This window comes from Agrococcus versicolor, from assembly GCF_039531815.1.
GTDB classification, from domain to species: domain Bacteria; phylum Actinomycetota; class Actinomycetes; order Actinomycetales; family Microbacteriaceae; genus Agrococcus; species Agrococcus versicolor.
The window spans coordinates 98,504-115,242 of sequence record NZ_BAAAQT010000001.1 but is presented as its reverse complement, the minus strand read 5'-3'; the positions used below and the strand labels follow the sequence as shown (position 1 = coordinate 115,242).

Annotated in this window: 16 protein-coding genes; 6 read left to right on the top strand and 10 right to left on the bottom strand. The window is 74.0% G+C overall.

Annotation, left to right across the window (positions count from 1 at the left end):
* Positions 1 to 10: 10 nt before the first annotated feature.
* The 4 genes from ABD249_RS00605 to ABD249_RS00590 all read right to left on the bottom strand — a co-directional run bounded on the left by ABD249_RS00605 (position 11) and on the right by ABD249_RS00590 (position 3,900).
* Positions 11 to 1,348: an MFS transporter gene (locus ABD249_RS00605; protein WP_344339267.1), complete on the bottom strand. Its 1,338-nt coding sequence runs from the start codon at positions 1,346 to 1,348 to the stop codon at positions 11 to 13.
* A 71-nt stretch (positions 1,349 to 1,419) separates the two neighbouring features.
* On the bottom strand, positions 1,420 to 1,905 hold the full coding sequence (locus tag ABD249_RS00600) for a MarR family winged helix-turn-helix transcriptional regulator (RefSeq protein ID WP_344339264.1): 486 nt from the start codon (positions 1,903 to 1,905) through the stop codon (positions 1,420 to 1,422).
* Between the two features lie 77 nt (positions 1,906 to 1,982).
* Entirely contained in the window at positions 1,983 to 2,870 is an 888-nt protein-coding gene (locus ABD249_RS00595; protein ID WP_344339261.1) for an NAD(+)/NADH kinase, read from the bottom strand.
* A gap of 1 nt (position 2,871) precedes the next feature.
* Positions 2,872 to 3,900 (bottom strand): SPFH domain-containing protein, encoded by a 1,029-nt coding sequence (locus ABD249_RS00590; RefSeq protein WP_344339259.1) that lies wholly within the window; start codon positions 3,898 to 3,900, stop codon positions 2,872 to 2,874.
* An 88-nt stretch (positions 3,901 to 3,988) separates the two neighbouring features.
* On the opposite strand from ABD249_RS00590, the gene ABD249_RS00585 reads away from it, so the two are divergent.
* On the top strand, positions 3,989 to 4,675 hold the full coding sequence (locus ABD249_RS00585; protein ID WP_344339256.1) for an NUDIX hydrolase: 687 nt from the start codon (positions 3,989 to 3,991) through the stop codon (positions 4,673 to 4,675).
* Positions 4,676 to 5,289: 614 nt separating this feature from the next.
* Here ABD249_RS00585 and ABD249_RS00580 read toward each other — a convergent pair.
* The 4 genes from ABD249_RS00580 to ABD249_RS00565 all read right to left on the bottom strand — a co-directional run bounded on the left by ABD249_RS00580 (position 5,290) and on the right by ABD249_RS00565 (position 9,122).
* Complete coding sequence (locus ABD249_RS00580; RefSeq protein WP_344339254.1) at positions 5,290 to 6,939, bottom strand: class I SAM-dependent methyltransferase; 1,650 nt, start codon at positions 6,937 to 6,939, stop codon at positions 5,290 to 5,292.
* Positions 6,936 to 7,526 carry an HhH-GPD-type base excision DNA repair protein gene (locus tag ABD249_RS00575; RefSeq protein ID WP_344339252.1) on the bottom strand — a complete coding sequence of 197 codons (591 nt, stop codon included), beginning with the start codon at positions 7,524 to 7,526 and terminating at the stop codon, positions 6,936 to 6,938. Before ABD249_RS00575 ends, ABD249_RS00580 begins: the two co-directional genes overlap by 4 nt.
* 118 nt (positions 7,527 to 7,644) lie before the next feature.
* The gene (locus tag ABD249_RS00570) at positions 7,645 to 7,869 is read right to left on the bottom strand and encodes a hypothetical protein (protein ID WP_344339250.1); all 225 of its coding nucleotides are present in this window, start codon (positions 7,867 to 7,869) and stop codon (positions 7,645 to 7,647) included.
* Positions 7,869 to 9,122, bottom strand: coding sequence for an inorganic phosphate transporter (locus tag ABD249_RS00565; protein WP_344339249.1), 1,254 nt, complete (start codon positions 9,120 to 9,122; stop codon positions 7,869 to 7,871). The genes ABD249_RS00570 and ABD249_RS00565 overlap by 1 nt, the downstream gene beginning before the upstream one ends.
* 130 nt (positions 9,123 to 9,252) lie before the next feature.
* Here ABD249_RS00565 and ABD249_RS00560 point away from each other — a divergent pair, with 130 nt between their 5' ends.
* The 5 genes from ABD249_RS00560 (at position 9,253) to ABD249_RS00540 (ending at position 13,934) form a co-directional block, all read left to right on the top strand.
* Complete coding sequence (locus tag ABD249_RS00560; protein WP_344339247.1) at positions 9,253 to 9,957, top strand: GOLPH3/VPS74 family protein; 705 nt, start codon at positions 9,253 to 9,255, stop codon at positions 9,955 to 9,957.
* Between the two features lie 86 nt (positions 9,958 to 10,043).
* Positions 10,044 to 10,313 carry a hypothetical protein gene (locus ABD249_RS00555; RefSeq protein WP_344339246.1) on the top strand — a complete coding sequence of 90 codons (270 nt, stop codon included), beginning with the start codon at positions 10,044 to 10,046 and terminating at the stop codon, positions 10,311 to 10,313.
* Positions 10,314 to 10,415: 102 nt separating this feature from the next.
* Positions 10,416 to 11,132 (top strand): VIT1/CCC1 transporter family protein, encoded by a 717-nt coding sequence (locus ABD249_RS00550; protein ID WP_344339243.1) that lies wholly within the window; start codon positions 10,416 to 10,418, stop codon positions 11,130 to 11,132.
* Positions 11,133 to 11,267: 135 nt separating this feature from the next.
* A complete protein-coding gene (locus ABD249_RS00545) occupies positions 11,268 to 12,950 on the top strand; it encodes a thiamine pyrophosphate-binding protein (protein WP_344339242.1) in 1,683 nt (560 codons plus the stop codon).
* Between the two features lie 237 nt (positions 12,951 to 13,187).
* Entirely contained in the window at positions 13,188 to 13,934 is a 747-nt protein-coding gene (locus ABD249_RS00540) for a GntR family transcriptional regulator (protein ID WP_344339240.1), read from the top strand.
* 573 nt (positions 13,935 to 14,507) lie between these two features.
* Here the strand turns inward: ABD249_RS00540 and ABD249_RS00535 are convergent.
* Both ABD249_RS00535 and ABD249_RS00530 read right to left on the bottom strand, forming a co-directional pair.
* Complete coding sequence (locus ABD249_RS00535) at positions 14,508 to 15,209, bottom strand: sugar isomerase domain-containing protein (RefSeq protein ID WP_344339238.1); 702 nt, start codon at positions 15,207 to 15,209, stop codon at positions 14,508 to 14,510.
* Positions 15,206 to 16,739: PTS transporter subunit IIC (locus tag ABD249_RS00530; RefSeq protein WP_344339236.1), on the bottom strand; the 1,534-nt coding region annotated here is incomplete at its 5' end. The genes ABD249_RS00530 and ABD249_RS00535, both read right to left, overlap by 4 nt.

Here is a 16,739-nt window from a genome sequence, read left to right as displayed (position 1 = left end):
CACGCGCGCGTCAGCGGCGGCTGGTCTGCGCCTGCCGGATGGTGTTCGCATCCTCGTCGAGCCGGTCGTCGACGAGCACGACGGGCTCGGCCGGAGCATCGCCCGCTGCCGCGGGCAGCACCTGCTCGTCCGCGGCCTCCGCGGCGGCGACCGCCTCGGACACGCGGTGGCCGGATGCGACGAGCAGCGCGATGGCACCCATGATGGCGACGACGGCGATCCAGAACGGCACGTGGATCGTGAGCGCCGTGCCGACGACACCGGCCACGAACGGGGCGAGGCCGCCGCCGAAGAAGCGCACGAACGAGTACGCGGCGCTCGCCACGGGGCGCTCGACCGGGGCGACCTGCATGACGGCCTGCGTGACGAGCGTGTTGTTGAGGCCCGAGCAGATGCCCGACACGATGACGGTCGCGACGAGCACCGCGGCCACGTCCGTCCAGATGGCCATGGCGGCCAGGTCGAGCGCCATGAGCACGAACGCGCCGATCAGCACGGGCACGAGCCCGAAGCGGCGCTCGAGCCGCGGCGCGACGACCACCGCGAACACCGCGACGAGCACGCCCCAGCCGAAGAAGACCATCCCGAGCGCGATGGCGTCGAAGCCCAGCACGAGCGGGGCGTACGCGAGCACGGTGAAGAACGCCCAGTTGTAGAGGAGGGCGACGAGGCTGAGGATGAGCAGGCCGCGGTGGCGCAGCGCCTTGAGCGGTGCCGCGAGCGAGAGCCGCGTCGCCGAGGTCGGCGTGTTCGGCACGAAGAGGAGGGTGCCGACGAGGCCGACGACCATGAGCGCGGCGACGCCGAGGAAGGGCCACTGCCATCCGGCCGAGCCGAGGATGCCGCCGAGCAGCGGGCCGACCGCGATGCCGATGCCCATCGCCGCCTCGTAGATGGCGATGGCGCCGGGCACGCCGCCCGTGGCCGATCCGACGATGACCGCGAGGCTCGTCGCGATGAAGAGCGCGTTGCCGAGGCCCCAGCCGGCGCGGAAGCCGACCATCGCGCCGATCGTGGGCGACAGGCTCGCGAGCGCCGAGAACGCGACGATGATGACGAGGCCGAGGATGAGCGTGCGCTTGCCGCCGATGCGGCTCGACACCCATCCGGTGCCCAGCATCGCGACGGCCGTGACGAGCAGGTAGCTCGTGAAGAGCAGCTCGACCTCGGCGTGGCTCGCGTGCATCTGCTCGCCGATCGCGGGGAGGATCGGGTCGACGAAGCCGATGCCCATGAACGAGATGACGCACGCGAACGCGACGGCCCAGACGGCCTTCGGCTGACGCCAGATGCTGGGGGCGGGGGCGGTGCCGGCGCGATCCGTCTCGGTCGTGGTGCTGGCGCGCATGGGTGACTCCTCTCGAACGACGCGGCGGCGTCGCGAGAGGCGCCGGGGCTGGATGGCTGGGGTGCGGGCCGCTATCGGGCGGATGCCGGTGCGGTGGATGCTGACGCGGCGCCCGATGCGGCGACCGGCGCGGTGCGGATAGGCGCGGCGGCGAGGTGCTCGAGCGCGGGCACCGCGGCGGCGAGCGCAACGAGCTCGTCGGGGCCGAGGTCGTCGAGCACGGCCGCGAGCGCGCCTGCGCGGGCCGCGCGGCGCTCGGCGGACAGGGCGGCGCCCGCATCCGTGATCGTCACGAGCACGGCGCGACCGTCGGCCGGATCGGGCAGCCGCTCGACGAGCCCGTCGCGCTCGAGGCGCTGCACGAGCTGCGTCATGGCGGGCTGCGTCACGTGCTCGGCGGCGGCGAGCGCCGTGAGCCGCACGGGCCCGTCGACCGCGAGCGCGTAGAGCGCCGACGCGGCGACGGACGAGAGGCCGCCCGGCAGGTCGGCGGCGCGGACGAGCCGCGTGATGCGCTCGAGCGCGGCGCTCAGCCGTACGATCTCCTGCTGTTGCATGCATTCATTATATAACCTGTGCATGCAATGTCCAGTCGAAGGCCGAGCTGCCTGCGAAGCGGCCCCCGCCCGCGCGGTCAGCGCACCGTCCGCAGCGTGCGATCCGCGACGCGCACCTCGAGCCGCTGGCCCCACGTCGGCTGCAGGCGGTCGGCCTCGATGCCGTCGCCGAAGACCACCAGCGCATCCGACTCCACGCGCAGCGCGAGCACCGCATCCCCCTCGAGCCGGCCCGCGACGAGGTCGGCGCCCGTGGACGGCGACGGCCACGGCTCCCGCGCGAACCAGGCGAGCGCCTGCTCGGTCGGCGCCGGCAGCCTCAGCGACGGCGCCTGGAGGCGGGCGATCGAGCGGCACCATCCCGTGGCCCCCGTGCCGCTCGACACGATGACGCCCGACGACGACTGCCGCTCGCTCGCTCCACCGACCTCGAGGGCGTAGCGCGCCGACTGGTGCCCTGCCTGCCCCACGAACACCTCGTTGAGGGCGACGAGGGTCTGCCCGTCGTCGAGCCGCACCTCGACCATCGCGCGCTCGTCGACGGTCGCGGATCCGTCCGCCGCGGCCCGGATGAGGCCGGCCGCATCGGCGGGCGCGTGCGGCACGAGCACGCCCGCGTTGGCGCCGGGCAGCGGATCGATGCCGATCACCGGCTGGCGGTCGAGGTACTTCGCCGCGTTCGCGACGAGCCCGTCCTGCCCCACGACCACGACGACGTCCGCCGGCTCGAACACGAAGCGCGACAGCTCCGATCGCTCGACGGATGCGCGGCGCCAGTCGGCTGGGACCGCCGCCGCCACGGCGTCGAGCGCCGCGGTCGTCGCACGATGCCGCCGCTCGACGGGCTCGAGCGACTGCCCGCGCGTCGAGAGGAAGAACCCCGCCTGCCCGAGCGTGCCGTGGGCGGCGACCAGCTCGTCGCGCTCGGTCGCGCGGCGCACCACGACGACGCGCGGGGTCGCCATGTCAGCGTCCGCTCGTGGTCGCGAGCGCCGCGCCGCCGCCGCCGCCGAGCCTGCCGAGCACGTCGGTGAGCAGGTCGGGCGTGATGGTGAGGCGCTCGATCGACGGCAGGCTCGCCGCGAGCTGCTGCAGCGCGAGCGATGCGAGGACCTCGGGTGCGACGTCGCGGTAGGCGTCGAGCCGCGCCCGCTCCCCCGCGGCCTTCGCCTCGCCGAGCACGCGGTCGGCGTCGGCACGGGCCTCGGCGACGGTGCGCACCTTCGCCGCGTCGGCGTCGGCAGCGATCGCGCCGGCCGCCGCCGCCTCCTCCGCCTCGCGGCGCGCGTTGGCGCCGCGCCGAGCGATGAGGTCCTCCTGCCTGCGTGCGAGCTCGATCTGGTTCGCGAGCTCGTTCTCGCCGATCGCGGCCTCCCGCTCGACCGCGAGCGCGCGCCGGGCGAACGTCGCCTTGTCGGCATCCTGCTGGATGCGCTCGCGCGCGGGGGTCTGCATCGCGCGCTCGACGTCGGGCTCGGGCCGCAGGAGGCCGAAGCGCACGCCGACGATCTCGAGGCCGACGGCGGCGATGCGTGCGTCGGCGCGCAGCGCCTCGGTGACGCGGCGATCGAGCTCGACCGGGTCGGCCCGCAGCGCACGCTCGAGGGGGTCGGCGGCGAGCAGGGCGACGACGGCCGAGGCGGTCGCGCCGTGCAGCATGGCCGCGATGGTCTCGAGCGGCTCCTCGAGCCAGACGCCGGAGGCGAGGTCGATCGAGAAGTCGACGCGACGGGCGGCGAGCTCGGGATCGGCGACGCGGAACGTGACGGTCGCGGGTGCGGTGAGCTGCTGCAGGTCCTCGGTGCGCAGCGTCACGAGCAGCGGCAGCTCGCGGTCGTCGATCGGGATCTCGCTGATCGTGGCGTCGATCGCCCGGAACCAGAACGCCTGGCCTGCGCCGGCGTGCCGCACGACGCCGCGCGTCATGTGGTGCACGTAGGCGGTGGGGCCGGTGCTGCAGTGCCGGAGCACCGGGATGCGGGTGATGGTGGCCATGGGGTCGTTCCTCTCCTTGTTGTCGTCACTTTGACGATAACCCCGTGCGGCTTTGTCGTCAAGGTGACGAGATAGGTAGGCTCGGCGCGTGCCCCTCCCCTCCGCGAGCGTGACCGTCGACCTCGTCGTGCTGACCATCCGCGACCGCGCCCTCCACGTGCTGCTCGTCGAGCGGGGCGTCGAGCCGTTCGCCGGCGCATGGGCGCTGCCGGGCGGATTCGTGCTCGACGACGAGGACCTCGCGGAGGCCGCCTACCGCGAGCTCGCCGAGGAGACGGGCGTCGCGCACGGCATCCACCTCGAGCAGCTGCGCACCTACGGTGCGCCGGGTCGCGATCCGCGCGGGCATGTCGTGACCGTCGCGTGGCTCGCGCTCGCGCCAGACCTCGGCGAGCCCGCCGCGGGATCGGACGCGGCGGGCGCCCGATGGTGGCCGATGGACGACGTCGCCGCCGGCCGCGTGCCGCTCGCATTCGACCATGCGGGCATCGTCGCCGACGGGCTCGAGCGGGCACGGGCGAAGCTCGAGTACTCGTCGCTCGCGACGGCGTTCTGCCCTCCGGAGTTCACGGTCGCGCAGCTGCGTGCCGTCTACGAGGCCGTGTGGGGGGTGTCGATCGACCCCCGCAACTTCCACCGCAAGGTCACGGGCACGCCCGGCTTCGTCGAGCCCACCGGCGGCACGGTCGCCGAGGGTGCGGGTCGCCCGGCCCGCCTCTTCCGCCGTGGCCACGTGACGACCCTCGTGCCGCCGCTCACCCGTGCGGAGCCCTGACCGACGGTTCGTGCTGGCCGCGCACGGCGTCGATTGATCGCGTCCTGCGCCGACCGGTCACCTCCTGCGCCGACTGGTCGACATCGCACGTCGACTGGTCGCTGTTGCACCTCGGAAGGCCTCTCGGAGGTGCAACCGTGACCAGTCAGCGCCGAACGTGACCAGTCGACGCAGAACGTGACCAGTCGGCCAGTCGACGCAGAACGCGACCAGTCGGCGCGCAACGTGACCTATTGGCGCGAATGCGACCGCGCCCGTGGCCCGATGAGCGCCTCGAGACGCGCTCGAGCGCTGGCCTGGGCAGCGGTCGCCCTACCGCTCGTGCTGGCGATGGGGGCCACGGTCGCAGCAGCCGTGGGCGTCGACGTCCCGCAGCCGTTCTGGGACGTCCTCCTCAGGATCACGCCGTTCTGCCCGGCCGGAGCCCTCGCCGTGGCGGTCGCCGGGTCCATCGCGACGCGCGCCGTTCGCGATCGCAGACCCGATGTCCCGAATCCCGCCTCGAACGAGTGACCGCCAGGTGACCACGGCGACGCCCCTCCCGATCCGCTGCTCGCCAGTCCGGCCGTGGTCGGTGGGGCGCTGCGCGGTCGATCGAGCCCCGGGGTCTCCGATCAGTGCGGGCGGCGCGCGACGAGCAGCACGTGGGTGTCGGGCCACGGGATCGGATCGCCGGAGGCAGCCAGCAGGGTCGCGTCGGGGTCGAAGCGGTGCTCGACCATCCAGTCGTTGCGCCACGGGCCCGAGCGCTCGTCGACCTCGAGGCCCACGCGCTCGACGAGGTCGACCCAGTCGCCCCACGACAGCGCGCAGAAGCGCTCGTGCATCTCGGACAGCCAGTTGCCCGTGTAGTGCACCTTCGTCATGAGCTCCATCGCGTCGCCCTGCGCGAGGGCGATCGTGCGCTCGTCGACGACCTCGTACGGCCAGTGGCTGCCGCTCGCGGCGCGGAAGTCCTGCGCGAACTGCGCCACCCGCGAGCCCACCGGCAGCGCATCGAGCGCGGCAGCCACCTCCGCGTTCGTGCCCGACAGCATCCGCGCCGGCGTGCGCACGTCGCCCTCGGCGAAGCGCAGCCGCACGGGCAGTGCGAGGTCGGCGGGGCCGCACACGTCGGAGTTGATCCACACGCCGCCCGGCTGCGTCTGCGCGGCGATCGCCTCCGCGAACCGCTCGAGCGACGGCAGCCCATCCCCGTAGGAGACGATCTCGTGCGTGAGCGCGAAGGTCAGGGTCGTCGCGATCGACCGGTCGGGGAAGAGCGCACCCGCCATGATGTTGCGGCGGTAGAAGAACGTGCTGGGGTTGGCGAACGCGCCCTGCGACAGCTTGTGCACGCACTCGTCGTAGAGGGGCGCGGCGACCTCGATGCCGATGAGGTCCGACTCGGCGAGCGCGGGCTCGCGGGCGGCGCGCTCGAGCATGCCGCCGGTGGCGCAGCCGACGTCGACGATGCGCCCCGGCACCACGAACGGCCGCGCCTGCGCCCACTTGCGCTCCGCCGCCGCCTCGAACGAGCGGCTGTACGAGCGGTAGTCGCGCGTCTCGGTGAGCCCCCCCTCGTCGCCGACGACGGGATCCGAGGCCACCATGCGCGCGAGCGCGTCGAGGGCGTAGCGGTCGACGATGTCGAGGCTCGCCGCATGCACGCCGTCGCGCCACGACTCGTCGCCGGGCTCGGATGCCATGAGCGCGTCGAGGTGCTGCCACGGCGTGGGCGGCGCATCGGCGACGCCGGCCTCGAGGGGCGCGATGCGGTACCCGAGGTCGCGATACATCGCCGCGACGGCCTCCGTCGAGCAGGCGACGACGGCGGTCTCGGGCGTCGGCAGCAGGCGGCTCGCGGTCGCGTGCTCGACGGCCTTGAGCGTCAGCGCCGCGAAGCGCGGCGTCGGCGGCACGTCGACGACGGGCACGACGACGGACGGGATGCCCTCGACATGGGCGAGGATCTCGATCGCCGCCTCGCGTCGATGCCCGGGGAACGGGTTGCGACGCGTCGACGCCTGGTTGGCGCTCGTGAGCGCCCACACCACGACGGCGTCGTCCGCGACGCGGATCGGCGCACCGGCCTCGTCGACCTCGTCGCCGGCGAGCAGCCGCCGCAGCGCCGCGACCTGGAACGCGGTGAGGAGGTGGTGCCTGCCGGGCACGATCACCATCGCGACGGCGGGTGCCACGGTGCGGGCGTCGGCTGCGCCGTCCGCGACGCCGGTCGCAGCCGCGCTCACGGCCCCCTCGGCCGAGGTCGTCGTGCTCGTCACGCCTTCGCGGCCTTCCCGGCCTTCGAGGCTGCCTTCGCCGCCTGCTTCGTCGCGCGCACCTGCCGCAGCGACTCGGCGTCGACGATGTCGGCGACCGAGCGGTACGCGCCCTCCTCGCCGTAGGCACCCGCGGCAGCCCGCCAGCCCGCACCCTCGAAGCCGCGCTGCTTGCCCAGCAGCGCGAGGAAGATGCGCGCCTTCTGCTCTCCGAAGCCGGGCAGCGCCTGGAGGCGACGCAGCACCTCGGCGCCGTCGGGCTCGCCCCGGGTCCAGATGGCGGCGGCATCCCCGTCCCACTCGTCGACGACGGCGCGGGCGAGATCCTGCACGCGCGTGGCCATCGATCCGGGGAAGCGGTGCACGGCCGGCCTCTCGGCCATGACGTCCTTGAACGCGTCGGCGGACATCCCGGCGATCCGCTGGGGCTCGAGGTCGCCGATGCGATCGTGCAGCTTGGCGGGGCCGGCGAACGCGGCCTCCATGGTGATCTGCTGGTCGAGCAGCATGCCGGTGAGCAGGGCGAACGGATCGTCCGAGAGCAGTCGGTCGGCGGCCTCGTCGCCGGTGATGTGCAGCGTGTGCGTCATGCCCTCAGCACACCACATCCCGCGCCCCGAGGTGCGCCTCCTGCACCCGGGTGCGGTCGCATCCGCCCCTCGGCGCAGCACGCGCACCTCGGAACGCCAGGGCAGAGCCCAGCGGGCGTCAGATGCCGAAGAGCGCCTTGCCCCACACGATCATCACGATGCCCATCGCCGCGAGCAGCACGCACACGCCCATCGCGGTCCAGCCGAGGGCGCGGCCGCGCGGAGTCTGCAGCTCGAGCTGCGCGGCGCCGAGCGCGTAGATCGTGGGGATGCCCGCGCCCAGCACGATGCCCACGACGAGCACGGAGACGATGGAGGTCAGCAGCGCGGCGACGTCGAACATCAGCCGTCCTTCCTGCGACGGCGCTTCGCCGGCTTCGTCACCGGCGCGATGCCCGAGGCGACGGTCGAGAGCTCGCGGTCGATGGCGCGCTTGCGCTCGCGCTTGAGCTCCTTGCGCTCCTCCTTCGGCGCGGCATCCCACTCGGCCGACACGTTGGCGTGGTCGACGTGCGAGGCGCGGCTGCGCAGCCACATCGCGCCGCACGCGATGACGAGCACGACGGTGATGACGATCGCGCCCCACAGGTGGCCGAACAGCCCGGCGACGAGGTAGCAGACCGCGCCGACGGCACCGGCGGCGGGCAGCGTCACGATCCAGGCGAGCAGCATCTTGCGCGCGACCGACCACCGCACCGTCGCATCCGTGCGGGCCATGCCCGAGCCGATGACGGATCCCGAGGCGACGTGCGTCGTCGACAGCGGCAGGCCGAGGTGGCTCGAGGTGAGGATGATCGACGCGCTCGAGAAGTCGGCGGCCATGCCCTGCCTCGGCGAGATGTCGACGATGCCCTTGCCGAGCGTGCGGATGACCCGCCATCCGCCCATGTACGTACCTGCCGCGATCGCGAGGGCGCACACGATGCGGATCCACAGCGGCATGTCGGCATCCGGGTCGAGCGAGCCGTGGGCGACGAGGGCCAGGAAGATGACGCCCATCGTCTTCTGCGCGTCGTTGGTGCCGTGCGCGAGCGACATGAGCGACGCCGCACCGATCTGGCCCCAGCGGAACCCGTTCCGCGCGGTGCCGTCGGAGATGCGACGCGTGACCTTGTGCACGAGCCACGTGCCCGTGAAGGCGACGAGCCCGGCGATGATGGGCGCGAGCAGCGCGGGGATGAGGATCTTCTGCGCGACGCCGCCCCACAGCACGCCCGTGACGCCGAGGGCCGCGACCGTGGCGCCGATGAGGCCGCCGAACAGCGAGTGGCTCGACGACGACGGCAGGCCGAACAGCCACGTCAGCACGTTCCAGATGATGGCGCCCGTGAGGCCGCACAGCACGATGAGCATGAGGCTCTCGCCGTCGACGCCCGTGAGGTCGACGATGCCCGACCCGACGGTGCGCGCCACCTCGATCGACAGCATGGCGCCGACGAGGTTGAGGGACGCCGAGAGCGCGACCGCGACCTTCGGCTTGAGGGCACCGGTCGCCACCGAGGGTGCCATGGCGTTCGCCGTGTCGTGGAAGCCGTTCGTGAAGTCGAACGCCAGCGCCACGAGGACGACGATCACGAGGATCGCGAGCTCCTGCATCGCCACCGATCATTCACCATCCATTCACCCCCTGTCGACCTCGACGCGCCACCGCGCCCGCGGGATCCGTCGCCCGGGGTCGGCCGAGCGGCGGATGCGGCCTCGCGGAGCGCTGCGTAGCGTCGCAGGCATGGACATCCAGGCGACCATCCCCGAGACCGTGCTGCTGCTCGCCCTCGACGACGCATCCGGCAAGCCCGTGCTCGACGCGTCGACGCTCGGCCAGGCCCTCGGCGGTGCCGGGCTCGCCGAGCTCGTCGTGCGTGGCAGGCTGCGCATCGCCGGCGAGGGCGAGGCCGTGAAGCCCGGCCGCTTCCTGACGTCGACGGCCGTCGTGGAGCCGACGCTCGAGGCGTTCGTCGAGCACAGCGACGGCCGCACGCCCAAGGATGCGCTCGCGCGCGTCGTCGGATGGGGCGGGAAGAGCGCTCCCGTGCAGCGCCTGCGCGCCGAGCTGCTCGGCGAGCTCGTCGCCGAGGGCGCCCTCGCCCACTCGGAGACGCGGTGGCTCGGGATCGCCTGGTCCGAGCGGTGGGAGCGCGGTGCGCGCACCGATCGCGAGGATGCGATGCAGGCCCGTGCGCGCGAGCTGCTGCAGGGCGCCGAGCCGACGGCCGCCGACGAGCACCTCGTCGCGGCGCTCGCCATCCTGCATGGCGCGAAGGCGCTGCCGAAGGTCTTCCCCGACCTCGACGCGAAGGCCCTCGGCGAGCGCGCCGACGCGCTCTCGCTCGGCTCGTGGTCGAGCGCCGCGGTGCGGTCGGCCATCGACGAGCTGCAGGTGGCGCTCATGACGACGATGATCGTCGTGCCGATCGTCACGTCCTCCAGCTGACGACCGCGGAGCGCACGCGCTACGCCGGGCGCGAACCGGCGCCGCATCCCAGGCTCCCTGCAAGGTTCGCGCACCAGCATGGAGGCATGGACACCACCGCACGCCGCCGCGCCAACCCCACGGCCTGGTTCGCCTTCTGGGCCGGCCTCGCTGGCCTGCTGCTCATGCCCATCCCCCTCTTCATCGGGCTCATCCTCGGTGGCGGCCTGTCGCTCATCGCGGCGGTGCTCGCGGTCATCGCGCTCTTCAAGGGGCTCGCTCGCGGCGGCGCCGGCATCGCGCCGGTCGTCTTCGCCGCGATCTTCATCGCCCTCACGTGGGGCGGGATCTCGATCGGCGGCGGCACGATCTGGTAGCCGTGCTCGCCGCGGGCGGTCGCCCGCGACGTGCCTCGCGACGGGCGGGCGCAGCCCGCGTCGCGGTCCGCGAGCACCGCATCCGCGTGCTTGGATCGCGACATGGGCGACACGCACGCACGGCCGGAGCCGCATGACGACGGCTGGCTCGGCAGGCTGAGCTGGCTGCGCGCCGGGGTGCTCGGCGCGAACGACGGCATCGTGTCGGTCGCGGCCGTGCTCGTGGGCGTCGCCGGCGTCACGACCGCGTCGGGGCCGCTGATCACGGCGGGCGTCGCAGCCCTCGTGGGCGGGGCGATCTCGATGGCGCTCGGCGAGTACGTGTCGGTGTCGTCGCAGCGCGACGGCGAGCGGGCGCTCATCGAGCTCGAGCGACGCGAGCTCGCCGAGGATCCCGAGGGCGAGCTCGCCGAGCTCGTCGGCCTGTGGGAGGAGCGCGGGCTCGACCACGAGACGGCGACGCTCGTCGCGACGCGGATGACGGAGCACGACGCGCTCGGCGCCCACCTGTCGCTCGAGCTCGGCATCGACGAGGAGACCACCACGAGCCCGTGGACGGCCGCGGCGGCCTCGCTGCTCGCGTTCACGATCGGCGGCGCCCTGCCGTTCGCCGCCATCCTGCTCGCCCCGACCGACGTGCGCGTGGTCGTCGCGGTCGTCGTCGTGCTCGTGGCGCTCGGCATCACGGGCGCCCTCGGGGCGCGGCTCGGCAGGGCGCCGTGGCGCATCGCGACGCTGCGCGTCATCGTGGGCGGCGGCGTCGCCCTCGCCGTGACGTACGCGATCGGCTCGCTGCTGGGGGTCGCGGGCGTCGGGTGAGCCCGGAGTAGGATGCTCCAGTCAGGCGGCGACGACGCCGCCGGTGCTCGGAAAAGGGGCACTGATCCGCTGACCTGCATGGTGCGCGGCGAGACACACACGGAACCCATCCGTCCCTGCTCTCGAGAGGCCTCCATGCCCATCGTCTCCGCGCACGTCGCGCACGCCCTCGCCGCCCACGCCGACACCGTCTTCGGGGTCATGGGCAACGGCAACGCCTACCTGCTCGACGCGATCGAGCGCGACACCGCCGCGTCGTTCGTCGCCGTGCGGCACGAGGCCGGCGGCGTCGTCGCCGCCGACGTGCACCACCGCTCCTCGGGCAGGCTCGCCGTCGCGACCGCCACCTACGGCGCCGGGTTCACGAACACCCTCACGCCGCTCGCCGAGGCCGTGCAGGCGCGCGTGCCGCTCGTGCTCGTCGTCGGCGACGAGCCGACCACCGGCGCTCGCCCGTGGGACGTCGACCAGGTCGCCCTCGCCGCAGCCGTCGGCGCGCGCACGTGGGTCGTCGGCATCGGCGACCCCGCGGGCGCCACCCTCGATGCGATCGAGCACGCGCTCACGCACCGCACGGCCGTCGTCGTCGCGATCCCGTACGACGTCGCGACGGTCGACGCCGGCGCGCTGCCCGCGCTGCGCGACCTCGTGCTGCCCGCGCCCGTGCCGCCCGCGGCATCCGAGGTCGCCGCGATCGTCGACGCGCTCGCCGGCGCCGAGCGCCCCGTGCTGCTCGTCGGTCGCGGCGCGTGGCTCGCGGGTGCCGGCGAGGCCCTGGATGCCGTGGCCGCCGCGACGGGGGCGCTCACGACGTCGTCGGCGCTCGGCCGCGGCATCGCGAGCGCCGTCGAGCACGACCTCGGCGTCGCCGGCGGCTTCGGCGCCGACGATGCGATGGCGCTCGTGCACGAGGCCGACGTCGCGCTCGTGGTGGGCGCGTCGCTCAACCAGTTCACGATGCGCTTCGGCGCGCTGTTCGGCGCGGACGCACGCGTGCTGCAGATCGACGTCGCCCCCGCCGCGACGCATCCGCGCGTCGACGTCTTCGCACGCGGCGACGCCGCCCTCGCGCTGCGCGCCGTCGCCGACGAGCTCGCCGCCCGCGGCGCGACCTCGAGCGGCTGGCGCGAGTCGGTCGACGCCCTCGCGGCGCAGGGTCGCGAGCGCGGCGACGGCACGGCATCCGACGGCCGCCTCGACCCCCGCACCGCCGCGGCCCGCATCGGCGAGCTGCTGCCCGCCGACCGTGTCGTCGTCTCCGACGGCGGCCACTTCCTCGGCTGGTCGAACATGCACTGGCCCGTCGCCTCCCCCGACCGCATGCACATGGTCGGCACGGCGTACCAGTCGATCGGCCTCGGCTTCCCGAGCGTGCCCGGCGCCGCCATCGCGCATCCCGACGCCACGATCGTGCTCACGACGGGCGACGGCGGCGGCCTCATGGCGCTCGCCGACCTCGAGTCGGCCGTGCGCGTCGCGGGCGGACGCGGCATCGCCGTCGTCTGGAACGACGCCGCCTACGCCGCCGAGACGACCCTGTACGGCGGCAAGGGCCTCGCCCAGCCGCCCATGCTCATCCCCGAGGTCGACTTCGCCGCACTCGCCGCCGCCGTCGGCGCCGAGGGCGTCGTCGTGCGCACGATGGACGACCTCGAGCGGCTCGGCGCGTGGGCGCGGGAGGACGTCGCCACGCGCCGCTTCCTCATGCTCGACCTGCGCATCTCGCGCGAGGTCGTCGCGCCGTACCAGCGCGAGATCATGCACGTGAACCAGTCGCCGACGCGCGAGCAGATCGTCGCGGAGCCCGTGCACGCGTAGCGAGCCCGTCGTGGCGGATGCCGTGCACGCGGGGCGAGCAGATCGTCGCGGACCCCATGCATGCGGAGCGGGACGAACGTCGCGAACCCGCGCACGCGTCGCAGTCCGTCGTTCTCGCTTCGCAGGCGATCCGAGGGTCGCGAGGGAGCATCCCCCTCGACCCCCTCGATCGCCTGCGACGCGCGAGGGTCGGATGCCGGCGGCGGCGCCCACAGGCGCGGGTGGAAGGATCGACGGGTGACCGACGAACGCCCCAAGTACCAGCGGCTCGTCGACCATCTCCGCAGCCTCATCGCCGACCTGCCGGTGGGCGCGGCCGTGCCGAGCGAGCGCGCGCTCGCCGACGACTCCGGCGTCTCGCGCATGACCGCGAGGAAGGCGCTCGCCGCCCTCGAGCGCGAGGGGCTGCTGCGGCGCGAGGTGGGCCGTGGCACGTTCGTCTCCCGGCCCGCCGTGAGCCTGCCGCTCATGCTCACGAGCTTCACCGAGGACATGCGCGCCCGCGGGCTCGAGCCCTCCTCGCGGCTGCTGGGTCGTTCTGCCCTCGCGGCGGATGCCGAGCTCGCCGTGGTCTTCGACGTCGCGGTCGGCGAGCCGCTCGTGCGCATCGACCGCCTCCGCCTCGCCGACGGCACGCCGTTCGCGATCGAGCGCACGACGCTGCTCGACCGCGCCGTGCCCGGCATCCTCGACGTCGACCTCGTCGCCGCCTCGCTCTACGACGTCCTGGAGCGCGAGCACGGCATCCACTTCGATGCGGGCAGGCAGAGCATCCGCGCCGCGATCGCCCGCCCCGACGACGCGACGACGCTCGAGCTCGCGCCGGGCGACGCCGTGCTCGAGCTCGTCCGCACGTCGATCGCGGGCGGCACCGTCATCGAGCACACCGTCTCGACGTACCCGGGCGCCCGCTTCGAGCTGTCGGCGAGCATCGCCCCCGTGACAGCCGCCGGCACGTCGCGCAGCGCGCTCCGCGCCCGCTGACAGCGCGGCGTCCGCCCGTCCGGGCTTCGGCACTGGCCCCACCGCCGCATCCACGCGTGAGCGGGACGCCAAGCGGAATGCGCAGCCGACGACCCGCTCAGGCGTGGATCCGGCGGTGACGCGGTCGCCAGCTCGCCCTCACGCTGGCATCGCCACCGCATGCGCGGCTGAGCAGTAGGCCGCGTGCACCATGCACGCGGCGGGCCGCCCAGCCGCAGATCCGGTCGCGGCCAGCGATCCACGGCCTCGCAGGCCTGGCAGCTCCGCCGCATCCACGCGTGAGCGGGACGCCACGTGCAATGCGCAGCCGACGACCCGCTCAGGCGTGGATCCGGCGGTGACCCGGTCGCACATCCGCCGTCACGCTGGCATCGCCCCCACATACGCGGCCCCGGACGCCTGGCAGCTCCGCCGCATCCACGCGTGAGCGGGACGCCACGTGCACTTTGCAGCCGACGACCCGCTCACGCGTGGATCTGGCGGGGCCGGACCTGCCGATGCCCGCGGCCGAGCGGACCGCGGCCGAGCGGACTGCGGCCGGGCCGGCAGCGCCCGCCCGCGGCGGCCGCCGCCTCAGCGCAGCTCGGGGATGCGCGCGACGAGCTCGTCGAAGAGCGCCTGGTTCGCGCCGTCGGAGCCCGCGACGTTCGCCGAGCGCCACCTCGGCGCGTCGGGCCAGCGGTCGTGCACCTCGCGCAGGATGGCCGTCCAGAGAGCGGTCGTGACGAGGCTCGACGTGGGCGCGGTCACGGGCGCGTCGAGCGGCCAGGACGCGTCGCCCGCGCGCACCTGCGTGTCGAGGACGATCGTCGCGACGTCCGCGAGCCGCACGGGCGCGCGGTCGGTGGGTGCGGCGGCGCTCGACGCCAGCGACGTGAGGGCGACGACCGTCGCGCCCGCCTCGATGCCGGCCTGGGCGATCTCGATCGGATACGGGTTCGCGCCCGAGTTCGAGAACACGACGATCGTGTCGCGCGACTCGATGCCCGCGGCGTCGGCGACGCCGCGACCGAGGCCCGGCTCGCGCTCGGACGTCGTCGAGGCCGATGCCCCCGCGAAGGGCAGCACGCGCTCGTGCCACATCGGTCGCACGAAGGCGATGCCACCGGCGCGGAAGAACGTCTCGAGCACCGCCGCGAGCGAGTGGCCGGCGCCCGCGGGTCGCACGAGGCCGCCCGCCCGGCCGGTCGCGACGATGGCGTCGGCCGTCGCGCGGATGTCGTCGGCCGCGTCGTCGACGACGGTCGCGAGGTGGGTGAGGAGGTCGTCGATCACAGCCAGCCCTTCGTTCGGAGCGCCTCGGCGATGCGCGCCTGCACGTGCGCGCGATCGACGAAGGACTCGATGGGAACCATCACGGGAGCGAGGTCGCCCAGCTCGCCGAGGTAGGTCTGCTGGGCCACGACGACGTCTGCCGTGGCGCTGCGCGCCGACGAGACGTCCGTGTGGTCCATCGTGGCAGCCACGCCGAGGTCGGCGAGCGCCGCCTGCGCGGTCGTGCGCAGGATGAGGCTCGACCCCATGCCGGCGCCGCACACCGCGAGCACGCGCAGCTCCGCGGGCCGTGCGGCATCGGCGGCCGCACGTCGCTCGGGCGAGGGCTCGCCGAGGGTGGCACCCGAAGCGCCCCCGGGCCCGGCGTCCGCGCCTCCACCATCTCCCGACCCCGCGCCGACGAGCGCGGGCTCGCCCTGCACGTCGGTGCCGGGTGCGGGCGCCTGCCGCCCCAGCACCACGAGCACGACGACCGTGATCGCCACGACGACGGCTGCGATGATCCAGACGCCCGCGGCGCCCATCGGCGCGAGCAGCGAGCCGAGGCCGAGGAGGATCCAGCCGACGGCGTACCAGTCGGGGTCGGCGAGCGTCGCGAGCTCAGGCGCGGTCTGGCCGTAGAGGCCCCAGCCGATCCACTGCCCGAACGCGAGCACGACGCCGTTCAGCACGCCGCCGAAGACCGCACCGCGCCAGCCTGCGACCGCGTTGCCGAACACGCCGCCGGCGCCGCCGCCGAAGAACAGCATGATCATCGGCGGCACGAGCACGAACCAGCCCGCGAGCGCGAAGACGGCCATGAGCACGAGGAAGACGACCGTCGAGGTGATGAAGCCGACCATGACCGAGGTCGGCGCCTTCGTGAACGTCACCGGGATGTCGAGCGCGGGCTTCGTGCCCGGCAGCACCTTCTCGGAGAGGCCGCGGAACGCGGGCACGATCTCGGCGAGGAACATGCGGACGCCGAACAGCAGGATCGCGATGCCGGCGGCGAAGCGCAGCGCCTGCAGCAGGCCCCACACCCACGGCAGCACGGCGGAGCCGGCCATCTGCGCCTCGACGACCGCGGCATCCGCGAACGCGATTGCGACGAGCATGATGAGGCCGGTGATGAAGGCCGTCGACACGGTGATGTCCTTGAAGAACGACAGCGCCTTCGGCAGCCGCAGGCGCTCGGCGTCGTGGCGCACGGGGTCGCCGAGGCGGAGGGCACGGGCGCCGTAGCCGGCGGCGAGCGCGAGCGTCGAGGTCGTGTGCGCGAGGCCGACGGTGTCGTCGCCCATGACGCGGCGCATGAGCGGCTGCGTCCACAGCGGCTGCAGCACCCAGTAGCAGCCGATGATGAGGGCGCCCGCGCCGGCGACGACCCAGCGGTCGACGTCGCCGAAGGCCTCGACGATCGTCGCGGCGAGGACGACGGCCATCCAGTACATGAGGTGGCCCGTGAGGTAGACGAAGCGCGCGGCGGGGAAGATGCGCACGATCGCGAGGTGCACGACGAACCCGCCGGCGATGATGAGCGGCACGACC